Genomic DNA, 13239 nt, shown 5'->3' on the forward strand with positions numbered 1-13239 from the left:
TCACTGTTTTACTTGACTAAACGTAGAAAAAGCAAACGCCATGTGCCAGTTGGCAACGCTTAAAATAATGCCAACAATGAGCGCGCCGCCGGCAGCTCCCAAACCCTGAAAGGTATTCTGAAAACCCAGCAATCGCTCCCGAGTTGGGCCACTATAAAGCAGATCAATCAAACTAATGCAGAGTGTATTAAACATTCCGATCCCGGCACCCAGTAGCGCCCGGGCAAATAACAGTGTTGCAACGTTGGGCGCCATCATTGAGATGATTGCCCCGACAGCGGTTAAAGCCGTCCCGCTCAGCACCATCTTCTTGGTACCAAATCGTTTTACCAGAAAACTGCTAATGACAATGAGTAGCGCCATCGTAAACGATGGAATCGTCACCGTCAATTCAGCGGTTTCTGCCGAAAGTCCTGGGAACTGTTTCATCAGCCCCGGAATGGTTGCGGCAGTTGCCCCCGTTGACATTGGTAACAATGACAATGCCAAAACAGAAAATGCCATCATTCCTGATTTCTTCTTCATTTTCATGAACCTCCTAATCAATCCGAGGCGGTGCTCTCTCATTCACCAATCCTCGACTGTATTATAAAGGATTATGAAACTGGTTGATAGACGAATCCAATAGTTTTTTCAAAAAAGCCATTAGAGAGCGCTATCAATTGCTTTCATTGTAAATTTACAACGGAAAGTTATCAGAAGTAATCAACTTTTACCAAAAAAAGGGCATAACCGTTACCACTAATAAAGTCATCCTAATTATGGGATAGTCTCCAACATGCTCCCTTGTCTCTGGTTCCTAGTACTTTGACTGAAGGGCCTTTGCAATACTGCCCATCATTTCCGAAAAGCTCTGATCATTCAGGCCGCTGACAGTTTCCTTTTCAAGCTTGTTAAAGTCCTCAATCAGTAAATAGGCCGATAAATAACGTTTTAAGGCCTGCTTGCTTGCCTTCACATCATCTGATTCCGTAATTGTCGAACCACTAACAACTGCTCGAGCAAATTTATCTGGATCAATCTTCATTTTTTTAGCCATCATCCGTAAATCCCCTTTGAGTTTAATATTGATACTGTCTTCAAAAAAACCCCTGCTAATTAATTTGAACCTTATTAATCATTAACAGTCGAGCAAAATCCTTCCTGCGCCTTCAGAATTCGCTTACATTTGTGAGCAGACAAATAGCCAATCGCTTAATTCCGACTTATTTATGACTGTTTGCTCAGTACATCAATTATTGTAAGCGATTTATCGAGGGCAATCTTTGCAATTCAAGCACTATTTATTGCAAATTATGACGTTCTGAAAATATTATTCGACATTCCCATCAAGGCCACTTCTGAACTAACTTATCCTGATGCAAGCGGCGCCAGTAACCGATTCAATTTTAAACAAGCCCCCGATTGACCCTTCCCTACATAAAAAGAGCCCGGCAACCATCTCTGGTTTCCGAGCTCAACATTATCACGAATGGTGTCGAATGGGGTTCGATTAACGTCATGTCAGAAATAACGTTTACCTATTCGTTTTGATAACTTTTAATAGTGTAGCATGGGGTTCCATAATCTTCAATCAAATGTGCGCAATTAATTAAAGAGTTGAGAAAAGCTATGCAGATTGGTTTATTGAAGATTACCACCTTCTTAAATGACGGATTATCATTACTTCGAATATTTGATATATGCCTTATTTAAAGCAATCTTTGCGGCCTTGTATTCTTTCAAATACTTCGCTTTGGTAGCTGCTTTTTTAGCTTTCTTATATGAAGCTTTAGCCTTAGCAACCTTTGCCTTTGCTTTCTTAATCGTCTTTGGATGCTTCAAATTGGCGAGCTTGGCTTGGGCGCGTTTATAAGCTTTATAATATTTCGCCTTGGTCGTTGTCTTTTGGGCTTTATTGTAGGCTAATCGGTACTTCTCCACAGCGCTTGAAGCGTTGGCAACCGCGACTGCATGGGCGGACTTCTTCGGCGCCGTTACCTTAGTTGAACTGCTGGATGAAGAAACAGCTTGGGAGCTTGAAGAAGATGAGACGCTTGAGGACGAGGAGGAACTACTCGATGCGGCCGTTGAGTTATCAGGGACGACAGCCCCGCCATTGTTGTGATCGTTGGGATTGGTCTGTTGGAGCGTAAACTGCGCGTAATCTAGCTCGGCGGCATTATTTCCCTTAGCAAGTTTAAGGGTGTTGTCACCCTGCTTTAATGAAACCGTTCCGTACTGAATTGTTTTGCGGGTTCCATCAACATTTGGTACCGCGGTCGTCCAGCCGGTTGAATACGGGAACACCGCGTCCTTTAGCTGCTGGCCATTTAACGTTACCTTGTCAGTGGCATCCTGCTTATTGGTTCCGCCATTTGCGTAGCCGAGTTCAAGCTGATAAGTGCCGCTTTCTGGTGCGGTTACCTTCATCGTGTCAGAGCTGTCATTACTATCAAATGTGCCAACAAAGTAGTTGCCCGAAGCATAACTTCCCTGAACTTTCTTTGCCGTTCCGGTCAGGGCGCCATCCTCAGCTTCAACCCGAATTGGATCGGTTGCCTGAGTTTTCGCATCTGAAAGCCCGGTAGCAGCCGTGTCATTCCCACCAGGGGTGACGACAACCTGATACCCGTTAGCGGCTTTCATGTTTTTAACCGGGACCTGGACACTGCCGTTGGAAACATCAACGGTTCCTGATTCAACCGTCTTTGGACTATCAACGGCAGTATCGACACCATACCATGGGGATTCCTTCACTTCGACGTGGGCGACTTTCCCAAGTTTGGCTTGATCCAAGCCGTTTACGCTAACGGTTGTACTTCCACTGGTTCCACCTAAAATAACGGAAGTTTGTGTCTTATCGGAAGTTGTATTAGCAACACTGGCAAGATTACCATTTGTGCTAAACGTGCTGGTCTTGTCCATTTGGCCACTCATATCGCCGTACCACTTGTACAGCCAATAGCCACCGTTAGGCTTCTGCTGATCCGTTAGTAAATTATCCATCCGTCCATAGTCAAACCAGAACGCCAAATCGGCACTGTCCAATTCGGGAACATTTTCAAAGTTTTGAACGTAGTGAATCATCTGACCAGGCACTGCTAATTCCTGTTCTGAGCCATATTCGTTAATACTAATCTTGCGGGGAGAAATTCCCAGGCTGGCTTCCAGACTCTTAAGTGCGGCCGCCTGCTGTGGAAAGGCCGCTGCGCCCCACTGATGCCAACTGATTACGTCTGGCAAGGTATTCGAATTTTTTGCCATCGTCAAGAAATGAGTCATCCACTTTGGCTGCCAGCTGTTAAGACTGGGACCCACAATTTTTGCATTTGGATCTAATTTTTTAACTTCTTTGTAGGTATCTTGCCAAACTTTGTCAAAGTCACCCCAGGATCCTTTCCCGATACCATTTTGTCCTTGCCAAGTGCCGTTGGGTTCGTTCCACAATTCATACCCGTAAATCGCATCCGGATTGGATTTCTTGGCACTGGTAACCATGGTATCCACCCGTTTTAACCAGTCCTGCTCGTTAGTATAGTTATATGGCCATTGGGAATAAATATCCGCCAGCCGAATAATTACCTTGGCGCCTACTTTAGTCGCCAGCGGAGCGGTACTGGTAAAATCACCGGCCGCCGTGGGTTCCCCATTTGGAATCTGCTGGGCACCGGGTCCCGGCTGGGTGAAGGTCTTAGGCTTCAACGACGATAATAAATTCTCATTCGGGGTGTTGCCATGCGACATCGCGTACAGGCCACCAGATGCGACGTGTTCAGTTTGATTTCTAATCGCTGTATTGGTGTCCACCGTAATTGCCTGGTTCCCGTTATCATCGGCGGCTACCCGACCACCAACATTCACTGCTAAGAGACCAAGGGCGGCGGTTGTTATAAACGTGACAAAATGTTTTGCTTTCATTATTGAATACCTTCTTCTGTTAGATTCCCCATCCCCTTAGAAAATTGATCCATGAATTCTTCAGTCCGGATTTTTTAAGAATCCGCTTACATTTTTCCCACAAAAAGAGAGATCAAGCACGTGGCCCAATCCCCCTATGAAATTTTAATCTTAATCAATGAATAGGTAATTCCTATTCTTTATTCAACCAAACCCTCATTTGGCCATCTTGGCGATTTGCCCATGAATAGTACGGAACCAAAGTTAAGTCAACATTCTCAGTGTCTTCGTTTTGAACTTCGGTGTAGAGAGGAGCGTTCACATCGTCAAGCTTTTCACGCTTAGCGGCAATCTTCACAACGCCAACGCCGTCAAGTAATTTTTCGTCGAAGTGGTAATCAGTCTTCGCATCAGCAGCAACTTGGTAGTCCCAAAGAGGTGCCTCGTTGTCGGCTTCTTCAGCGGCGTAAACCACTGGGCCACGCTGAACGGCAACTTTACCGTAATCAGCCTTCACCCGGTTGCTTGCCCGCATGATCTTAGTGCTCATGTCAAGCTTCAGATCAAGGGTCATTGATTTACCGTCAACGTCAAGGTAAATGAAGCCATCTTCAACTGGTAAGCTCTTAGCAGCGCCATCAACACTCAGTTCGTACTTTGCGGACCAACTTGGAATCCGAATTCCAAATTTAAATGATGCTTTATTTGGATTTTCGATTTCATAATGAATATCTCCACTCCATGGGAAGTGGTTGGTCTGAGAAACCTTGATGCCATCGTCAAACTCAGCTTCGTTGGCAATGAACTGATGTGACAAAATGGTGTCTTCGTTCACAGTGTACAGATACTCGTCAACTGAAGCGATCAACCGAGCTAAGTTAGCTGGGCAGCATGCACAGCCAAACCAGTCGGCACGATGAGTCAATACATGTGATTTACCTGGGTTACCCTTACTGCCGGCAGGATCTGCTTCTAGTGGATTGACATAGAAGAAGTGCTTTCCGTCAAGTGACATCCCACTTAAAGCACCGTTGAACAGTTCCTTTTCAAGAACGTCGGCGTATTCACCCTTAGCACGAATGTTCAACATTTGCCGGGCAAAGAAGGACATTCCCACTGAAGCACAGGTTTCGCCATAATCAGTGTCATTTGGCAGATCGTAATCGTAGGTAAATGCTTCACCAGTCGTTGTTTGACCAATGTTACCAGTGATGTACATTTGACGCTTAACGATGTCGTTCCAGAAGCGGTCACAGGCAGCTAATAAATCCTTGTCACCTGTGTAACGAGCAACGTAAGCCATCCCTGTGCAAAGGTAAACTACCCGAACAGCGTGACCATGAGGCACCTTTTGATCCTTGATTGGTTCTGCGGCCAAGTAGTACTCCCGTGGGAAGTCGCGCATCCCTGGAATCAAATCACGGTCGACACTATCGCCGTCAGCCTTGATTTGCTTCTCAAAGAATGCTGGATCCTGACCACGTTGGGTTAAGAAGTAGTGGGCTAAGTCCATGTACTTCTGGTTCTTAGTCACTTCATACAGCCGTGACAATGCTAACTCAATTTCCGGATGGCCATCGTACCCCGGAATCTTGCTTTCTTCAAGGCCAAAATTATTATCGATGCAGTCGGCCATGCGAGTGGCAATGTCCAAGGCCTTTTGATTGCCGGTTGCGTTGTAATAGGCAACCCCGGCTTCGATGTAGTGACCCATGGTATATAACTCATGAGATTGTTGGAGACGCTTGAACTTCCGCTCTGGAGCGTCAATTTGGAAGTAGGTTGATAAGTAGCCGTCATCATCCTGAGCCTTGGCAATTAAATCGATTAAATTGTCGGTGATCTTCTTCAGATCTGGATTTGGATGATAGCCAAATGAATAGGCAGCGGCTTCCAGCCACTTATAAACGTCGGTATCCTGGAACGGAAAACCATAGTGGTGACCCTTCATTTCGCCGGCAGCGATCTTCAAGTTGGCAACGGCGTGACTATTCTTGTCCTGGCCGTTATTTTGAGGATCTTCAGCAATCGAAATGTCGGCTTCATCGTTCATAACCTTCCACTGATATGGTAAGACTTCTTTAACGACGAGTTCTCGATAGCGTTTCCAAAAGTCAGAGGTAACCTCGACTTTATTTAACTTAGGCGCTGTGTAAACTTGCATAGATGAACCTTCCTCTCAAAAAATACGTGTGTAACTATTCAACAAATCGCTAGGTGGTGCACTGACGGTTTAGGCGTTTGCAGTTTCTGCCTTTTTAGCATCTTCTGCATGACGCTTTGCCAAGTCAGCTTTAACAACTGGTTCATGATTTTCCCACTTACGATAGAAGATCATCAAGATTAAGCTGATTGCATAAATGATGATTGGAACCCATACGAAGGTGAAGCTGATTCCGGCAAGACTGTGAGCGCTCTGAGTAGCGTTGGCAGCGTTGAAGCCGAAGCTCTTCAAAATCATTGAAGCGATAAATGAACCAAATCCAGTACCCATTTGGATACAGAATGAAGCACCAATGGCAGTTAAGAATCCGTTAGCCCGGATACCGTTCTTCCATTCACCAAAGTCAACGGTGTCACCAACCATGGCGAAGAACATTGTGCAGGCAGAACCGGAACCGATACATGCAATACACCATGCAATTAATGCGGAGGTTGTGTTTGAACCGGCAAAGCCAATCCAAGCTTGGCCAACCATTGTCATTAATAGGAAGAAGATGGTTGTGCCCCACTTGTGCATGAATTTAACGAAGAATGGTACTGAAGCCATCCCGATAACTTGGATGATTGTAAAACCGTTAAAGAATGAAATCAAGCCCTTGCTGCCCATGTTGTACTGGAAGTAGTAAGGCATTGAAGCGTTCCGGACGATAAATGCAGTCCAGTAAGCCAAGTTGGCAGTAACGATTAATACCCAAGGCCAGTTGCTCTTGGCAGCTTTGAAACTTTCCTTGATCGTGATAACCCGTTCTGATGAAATGTTCTTTTCACGCATATCCAAGAAAGCAATGATCAAGAGGATGAAGGCGACGATGGCGTAAATTCCAACGGCCATTGACCAACCCTTTTGATCATTACCACCACCGAGCATGCCGGCGAATGGAATGATGAAGGTAACGGCGAAGAAGTTACCAACGTTCCCAAGTACCAAACGGATTGAATTCGCTTGCATCCGGCCGTCAGTGTCGGAAGTCAAGTTAGGCAATACGGAAGTGATTGGGGTTGAAACAGCGGTGTATGACAAGTCAGCCAAAATGTACATAACGCCGGCGTAGATTACTTTGGCACCTGAACTGATGCTTGGTGTCGTGAACAGTAACCAAACAAAGATGGCAAATGGTAATGACATCCACAGGAACCAAGGACGGTTTTTACCATACTTACTGTGAGTGTGGTCAACCAAGATCCCCATGACAGGTGCCCCAACCGCATCAAAGACACGGGCGATTAAACTGATAACACCGGCCATTGCAACCGACAAACCGAAAACGTTGGTGAAGAAGTAAAGCATATAAGAACTGATAATACAGTAAAGTAAGTTACCAGACATATCCGTAAAACCATAGGTAATTTTTCTGTGCCATGGCAAACGGTCATCAGCTAGAAGCGCTTGGGCACTAGCTGTGTTTGGATCAACATGACTTGCATTTGAACTCATGATTCTGACCTCCAATATATTGATGAATCTAAACGCTTACAATTAGAAAATCATTGCAAAACAGATAAATGAAACGAGACCTCGCGAGTGGTCAACGCCGTGACGGTTGTCAAGGCATTTGATTTGTATCTCATTTACGATTATTATGGTAAGCGTTTCCAAGCAGTAAAAAAAGGTCTATAATAGCAAAAGAGGTGATATTATCCGACTAGTTGCCTTTATTGACCGGGCTCCGTGGGTGATTTAATAGGAATTGCTATCACATTTCAAACATTTGGTGATTATATCCGACATCGGCTGATTTTATCACTATTGGTATATTTAGTGACCATTTCCGACATTGGATTGGAGGTTAGTACCATGTTATTCTCAACTTTTACAATCGAAAAACCATTACTTTATTACAAAGGAGGCGAATTTATTGCTAATGGTCCCTGGCGGCACAGGCGCATGTATCATAAGGGTGATTATGAAATGATTTTGTGTATCAAGGGACCGATTTATTTACAAATTGGTGACCGCCGGGAGGCCCTTAACGCCCACGAAGTCCTGCTGGTGCCGCCGTTCACACCGATGTTTGGTTATCAAGACTCCCAGGGCAGCGTTGACTTTTACTGGCTGCACTTTTTCTCCCAGCATCGCGAAGATACGTTTGAATCTGAAGAGGACGAGGTCGTTTCAGAGGTTAAAACCAACAAGAACGCCAAACGCAAAATCTATTTGCCGATGAAATTCAAGCTGGTTGATTATGAAGAGGCCACCATTCTGATTCATCAAATTTTATCAATCCACAATGAGTTATCCTTTATTGAAGAACGTGATTATTTGGTCTCAGCCCTTTTAATTCAACTTTATAAGTCATACTTCAATAAATCAAAGTCCGACGAAGACAGCTCCCGGATCAGCTATATGAAGGAATGGATTCGTGCCAACATGTCCAGCACCCTCACAGTTGCTGAAATTGCCGACCGGGTGCACCTGAATCCCGATTACCTGACGCGACTGTTCAAACACTACACCGGCATGACCACTTTGCAATACCTGAACCACGTTAAGATTGAAGTGGCAACGTTACTACTCATTCGGACCGAAATGCCCATTAAGCAGATTGCCTTTAATTCATATTTCAACGATCCCAAAGTCTTCATGCGCCGGTTCAAAAGTTCCGTTGGCTTATCGCCCAGCGAATACCGCAAGTCTTATAACCTGATCCATCTTAACAATCCCCACGTTGATCCGCAGATTCCCATTCCGAAACGAATTGCCGATTCTATCGACTATATTCCGGAAAACGGGGACATCCCTGAATAAGCGATCAATAACCCGATTGCCTATTAACTAACAATGCCACGATTCACACATTATAGGAGGAATTTCAATGCATATTTTCACAAAAAAGTTTGCCGGCCAGTCCATTCTCTCATGGGTTTTTCAAATCATTTTGATTTGGATTGCCTGGGGCGTTCACGATGGTTCGCTGCCAAAAAATGTTACAACCATTACATTTGCCGCCGTTGTATTACTGCTTATTTACTGGAGTTTTTCATTAGACCGAAAAAGAAGCAACAGCAAGTGAAATCACTTTTGTTGACCCCATATTCATGTTAGTATCTGAAATGAAAGATATTTTTGATTGACCAAATAAACAATCAAAATGAGGGGTTGAGAATTCATGCAATTTAAACACAATTATCTGGCCGTTTTAGGGCTGGTTGCCGGCGGAATTTTGCTGGGAACCTCTTCTTTAACCGCCAATGCATCACTGACGCCATCCAGCACCTTACCAAAAACGGACATGGTCGATGTTTCCAGTTGGCAGGGAAGTTTAACCGCTGCCGATTACCAAACAATGGCTAACAATGGCGTTAAGGCCGTGACAATCAAGGCCACCGAGGGAACCGGTTACACGAATCCCTATCTAAGCCAACAGGTTCAATACGCCCAACAGGCTGGCCTGAGCGTCAACTTTTACCACTTCGCCCATTTTACATCGACCGCAGCGGCTCAGTCTGAGGCTCAGAACTTCATCAAGGCCGTTCAAATGGTCACCAGTTCAAAGGATGTTGTCATGGTCGTTGACTTTGAGTCGTCTGAACTTGGCAGCTTATCGAAAGCTCAAAACGATGCCGACCTGGCCGCCTTTGACGCAACTTTAAATCAAGCCGGTTACAATAAGACCGACCTGTACACCATGGCCAGTTGGCTGGGGGTTAATATCGATACCAATGCCGCCAACAACGGCTGGATTGCCGATTATCCAAACAACCCAACCGGAAGCAAATACACGTCAGCTAACGCCTGGCAATGGGCGTCTGACTATCGATTCCCATCAATCACGCAAAACCTGGATGTCAGCCAAATGAACAATGATTACTATCTAAATTCAACGGTTGGCACCCCAACCAATACCGCCACAAATACGACACCAACAACGAATTCGAGTTCATCAAGTGTAATTTCCAGTTCGTCGAGCTCGTCGAGTTCAACCACGGGCTCCAAATCGTCAACGCCTGGTGAGATCGTCAAGGTCCCGGGACCATCAGGGAAGCAATACTCCGCCAGTCGATCCAAGTCGGTTAAGCTCGTTTGGCGCAGCAGTATGGGCCGTCACGCCTATAAGACAACGGATGGAGCCCGATACTCCAAGCATCTGGGCTACCGTTACGGGTTTAACTCGGATATGCCGGATGTCACCTGGTATACGGACGCTCATGAGAAGCTTTATAAAAAGACAACTGGTAAATACTACATTTACTACCACGTCAAGAGTGCCGATGGCCAACACGGCGGCTGGGTATGGCGCGGCTATCTTAACAAATAAATCGCTTAATCCAAAGGCCCTCACAGTCAATTTAACTGCCAAGGGCCTTTTATAGTGGATTGGTTATTAAATCACGGCGAATAACAAGTAGGCACTCATATTACAGGCCGTTAACGAATTGTTGTTTGTTTGTAAATAAGCGGACGCATGGGCATCGTGTCACGTACTGACTTGCCAGCGGGTGGTTTTGAATCCAGATAGGTTTATGGTACGATGCTTGCAACGTTGTGCTCACGACACTTTAGAAATTAACGACATGGAGTATTTAATAATGAAAAAATTCGCTTCCCTAAAATTAACCGCGCTGACGCTGGCCGCCTTTGGCCTGCTCGCATTTAGCGCCACCAGTTTACCAGTTCAGGCAAACACGTTCTCAGCCAACCATCCGAATGCCGATATGGTGGATATCTCCGCTTATCAGGGTGCGCAAACCAATCTCGGCCTCCAGAACATGAAGGACGCTGGCGTTCAGGCAATGACCATCAAGGCCACTGAAGGGACTTACTACACCAATCCCCTGTTGGCTCAGCAAACCCAGACGGCGCAATCTGCCGGTTTGAGCATTAATTTCTACCACTACGCCAATTTCACCACAAAAGCGCAGGCAAAGCGGGAAGCCAAGTACTTCGTCAAACATGTTGAAGCCGTTACCAGTCAACGCGATGTCGTGATGGCCATTGATTTTGAAGCTTCCAAACTTGCGAATTTACCAATCGCCACCAATGACCGAAACATCAAGGCCTTTAATAAAGTCGTCCAAAAAGCCGGCTTTACCAAAACTGACATTTATACCAACGCTAACTGGGTTGACAGCTATGTCAGCATGAACAGTAAGAACCTTGGGTGGCTGGCAAACTACCCCAATAATCCTACCGGGAAAAAATATGCGGCGGCCAATGCTTGGCAGTGGACTTCGAATTTTAAATTTTCTGGAACCGGTCGAACTGATGTGAGCCAGTTAAATAACGACTATTATCTTAATGATTAATTGAATATTAATAATAAAGCGCTGATTCATCCGATATCCCTATCGAATTGGATCAGCGCTTTATTATGATGAAAAAATGATGCCTTCAGTGTTATTTTTCGAGGATTTGAAGCAAACTATTATACTGGCTTAGCATCCATGACTTGTAATTCTGACCATTAGGTAACGTCTCAGTGACTTTCAAGACCGGCACGTCGCTCTTGTGAGCCAAATCAACTAAATTGTTAACCGTTTTATCATCAACCTGCGAATTATAAACGAAGAACGCAATCTTATGGCCCTTAATGCCATTCTGCATGCTCCGGATGGTTTGTGGGGAAGGATCAATGTCCTTTTCGGTGTCGTTTTCAAATTCTGGATTGCCAACCTTAAAGCCCATTGCCTCCAACGCATAGTCGAAGACCGGTTCACTCACGTAAACGTCCTTGTTCTTACTCTTAGCAGCAACCTGCTTCAGCTTGGCAATCTTTTCGTTAACCGGCTTCAGGGACTTAATGTAATTCTGGGCGTTCTTCTTGAAGTAGGCCTTGTTCTTTGGCTGCAATTTGCCTAATTTCGTGGCAATGGTGTTTGCCAACTTGGGCATTGTGGCTGGATTGTACCAAAGATGTGGGTTGTCGCCGTTCTTCTTGCCCATTAAATCTTCACCGACTTTTATGTAATCAGCTTTCTTATTGTTGGAGACTAACTTAGACATCCATCCATCATAGCCGATACCATTAGCGATTACGATCTTGGATCCGGTGAGGTTCTTTGCAACCTGGGTGGTTGGTTCGTAGTCGTGGGGATCGACATTCGGATTAGTAATTACCGACGTCACATCCCCATGCTTACCAGCAACCTTCTTAGCAACTTCGCCATAGAAATCGGTCGTTGCCGTGATCTTAATCTTTCCGTTACTGCTACTTGACGACGAACTGCTTGAGCAGCCGGCAACAATGACTCCAAGACCAACAACCAATAATGCCAGTAACATAAATTTGAATCTGAATATCTTCTTGAGCATCTGTTTACCTCTCCCGTTTTTAAATAGTAACGATTACTCTTACGATAATATGACAAAAAAAGCCGTTTGTAAACACCTAATTGTTTTTAGGTATTTTAACGGTTGTGAATTCTTATGACAGCTGGTGATAATTTTTGAGGACCAGCTTATAAAATTGACTCATCGTGTAGGCTTGATGAAAGTATTTCTTACCCGCGTTCTTATAGTATCCTTTGGGATCGGTGTGGTCTGATCCGCCGAGATATTTCGCAACCGCGCCATGTGACCAGACGGTCCCTTTGCCGTCATACACCGCATCGTTTGGTTTGAGATGGTACTCGTGGAGAATGTAAGCCGTATAGTAGGCCGCATTTTCAACTTCGTGGGCGAAGCTGGCTTTACTATGCATTTCAACCTGTTCAAACTGTACAAATCGGGCATTACCAGGATAACCGACGCCCCAGCAAAGGTAGTTTGTGCTGGCAATGTTGATAATGTGCTTACTGTCGACAAATGAATGAACAAACGCGTTTCGGTAATTCTTTTTCATATAAGCAATTTCGTTAAAAATTGTCGAACTTGGATTACCAGTCTCGTGAACGACAACGCCTTCCGGTTTGCCCTTCCCATGGCGGTACTTATAGTGAGGAAACCCACCCCACAGTTGCTTAGTGACCTTCACGTGAGAAATATGATGAGCTGAAATATAGCTGTTGACTGATGCGGCCTGACTAAGGGTTGCCGACGCAAAGAGGGCAACCACAAACACAATTCCTGTTAACATAATCAATTCGATTTTCTTTACCACTTTTATAATCGCCACTTTATTACTGTTTTATACTCATTATCTATGCTAGCAGATTAGCGCCGGCATGCAAGCAATCATCCGTGATTACCGACCGATGGAT

The 13239-nt window shown here is 45.0% G+C and carries 11 protein-coding genes; 4 read left to right on the forward strand and 7 right to left on the reverse strand.

Annotation, left to right across the window (positions count from 1 at the left end; all coding sequences use genetic code 11):
- From FD47_RS05935 to FD47_RS05955, 5 genes are all read right to left on the reverse strand, one after another.
- On the reverse strand, window positions 1-525 hold the full coding sequence (locus tag FD47_RS05935; RefSeq protein WP_225424999.1) for an MFS transporter: 525 nt from the start codon (window positions 523-525) through the stop codon (window positions 1-3).
- A gap of 274 nt (window positions 526-799) precedes the next feature.
- Window positions 800-1042 carry a hypothetical protein gene (locus FD47_RS05940; RefSeq protein WP_054733853.1) on the reverse strand — a complete coding sequence of 81 codons (243 nt, stop codon included), beginning with the start codon at window positions 1040-1042 and terminating at the stop codon, window positions 800-802.
- Window positions 1043-1662: 620 nt separating this feature from the next.
- Window positions 1663-3900 (reverse strand): carbohydrate-binding protein, encoded by a 2238-nt coding sequence (locus FD47_RS05945; RefSeq protein WP_056980216.1) that lies wholly within the window; start codon window positions 3898-3900, stop codon window positions 1663-1665.
- A gap of 172 nt (window positions 3901-4072) precedes the next feature.
- Window positions 4073-6043 carry a glycoside hydrolase family 127 protein gene (locus FD47_RS05950; protein ID WP_056980218.1) on the reverse strand — a complete coding sequence of 657 codons (1971 nt, stop codon included), beginning with the start codon at window positions 6041-6043 and terminating at the stop codon, window positions 4073-4075.
- A 69-nt stretch (window positions 6044-6112) separates the two neighbouring features.
- Entirely contained in the window at window positions 6113-7537 is a 1425-nt protein-coding gene (locus FD47_RS05955) for an MFS transporter (RefSeq protein ID WP_056980220.1), read from the reverse strand.
- 360 nt (window positions 7538-7897) lie between these two features.
- Between FD47_RS05955 and FD47_RS05960 the strand changes: the two genes are divergently transcribed.
- The 4 genes from FD47_RS05960 to FD47_RS05975 all read left to right on the forward strand — a co-directional run bounded on the left by FD47_RS05960 (window position 7898) and on the right by FD47_RS05975 (window position 11346).
- On the forward strand, window positions 7898-8848 hold the full coding sequence (locus tag FD47_RS05960) for an AraC family transcriptional regulator (protein WP_054733860.1): 951 nt from the start codon (window positions 7898-7900) through the stop codon (window positions 8846-8848).
- Between the two features lie 67 nt (window positions 8849-8915).
- A complete protein-coding gene (locus FD47_RS05965; RefSeq protein WP_008211092.1) occupies window positions 8916-9113 on the forward strand; it encodes a hypothetical protein in 198 nt (65 codons plus the stop codon).
- A gap of 96 nt (window positions 9114-9209) precedes the next feature.
- Entirely contained in the window at window positions 9210-10358 is a 1149-nt protein-coding gene (locus tag FD47_RS05970) for a GH25 family lysozyme (RefSeq protein WP_056980222.1), read from the forward strand.
- Between the two features lie 271 nt (window positions 10359-10629).
- Window positions 10630-11346: a GH25 family lysozyme gene (locus FD47_RS05975; RefSeq protein ID WP_040537552.1), complete on the forward strand. Its 717-nt coding sequence runs from the start codon at window positions 10630-10632 to the stop codon at window positions 11344-11346.
- Window positions 11347-11437: 91 nt separating this feature from the next.
- Here FD47_RS05975 and FD47_RS05980 read toward each other — a convergent pair whose 3' ends face one another.
- Both FD47_RS05980 and FD47_RS05985 read right to left on the reverse strand, forming a co-directional pair.
- On the reverse strand, window positions 11438-12352 hold the full coding sequence (locus tag FD47_RS05980) for a metal ABC transporter solute-binding protein (RefSeq protein ID WP_054733863.1): 915 nt from the start codon (window positions 12350-12352) through the stop codon (window positions 11438-11440).
- 112 nt (window positions 12353-12464) lie between these two features.
- The gene (locus tag FD47_RS05985) at window positions 12465-13115 is read right to left on the reverse strand and encodes a peptidoglycan recognition protein family protein (RefSeq protein WP_082402603.1); all 651 of its coding nucleotides are present in this window, start codon (window positions 13113-13115) and stop codon (window positions 12465-12467) included.
- Between the last annotated feature and the right edge of the window lie 124 nt (window positions 13116-13239).

Origin of the sequence: Lentilactobacillus parafarraginis DSM 18390 = JCM 14109, from assembly GCF_001435895.1 — a bacterium.
Lineage (GTDB): Bacteria > Bacillota > Bacilli > Lactobacillales > Lactobacillaceae > Lentilactobacillus > Lentilactobacillus parafarraginis.

Bases quoted from the DNA above. Each gene is read 5' to 3' on its own strand.
- FD47_RS05935 (WP_225424999.1), bottom strand. From the start codon at position 525: ATGAAGAAGAAATCAGGAATGATGGCATTTTCTGTTTTGGCATTGTCA.
- FD47_RS05940 (WP_054733853.1), bottom strand. From the start codon at position 1,042: ATGATGGCTAAAAAAATGAAGATTGATCCAGATAAATTTGCTCGAGCA.
- FD47_RS05945 (WP_056980216.1), bottom strand. From the start codon at position 3,900: ATGAAAGCAAAACATTTTGTCACGTTTATAACAACCGCCGCCCTTGGT.
- FD47_RS05950 (WP_056980218.1), bottom strand. From the start codon at position 6,043: ATGCAAGTTTACACAGCGCCTAAGTTAAATAAAGTCGAGGTTACCTCT.
- FD47_RS05955 (WP_056980220.1), bottom strand. From the start codon at position 7,537: ATGAGTTCAAATGCAAGTCATGTTGATCCAAACACAGCTAGTGCCCAA.
- FD47_RS05960 (WP_054733860.1), top strand. From the start codon at position 7,898: ATGTTATTCTCAACTTTTACAATCGAAAAACCATTACTTTATTACAAA.
- FD47_RS05965 (WP_008211092.1), top strand. From the start codon at position 8,916: ATGCATATTTTCACAAAAAAGTTTGCCGGCCAGTCCATTCTCTCATGG.
- FD47_RS05970 (WP_056980222.1), top strand. From the start codon at position 9,210: ATGCAATTTAAACACAATTATCTGGCCGTTTTAGGGCTGGTTGCCGGC.
- FD47_RS05975 (WP_040537552.1), top strand. From the start codon at position 10,630: ATGAAAAAATTCGCTTCCCTAAAATTAACCGCGCTGACGCTGGCCGCC.
- FD47_RS05980 (WP_054733863.1), bottom strand. From the start codon at position 12,352: ATGCTCAAGAAGATATTCAGATTCAAATTTATGTTACTGGCATTATTG.
- FD47_RS05985 (WP_082402603.1), bottom strand. From the start codon at position 13,115: ATGTTAACAGGAATTGTGTTTGTGGTTGCCCTCTTTGCGTCGGCAACC.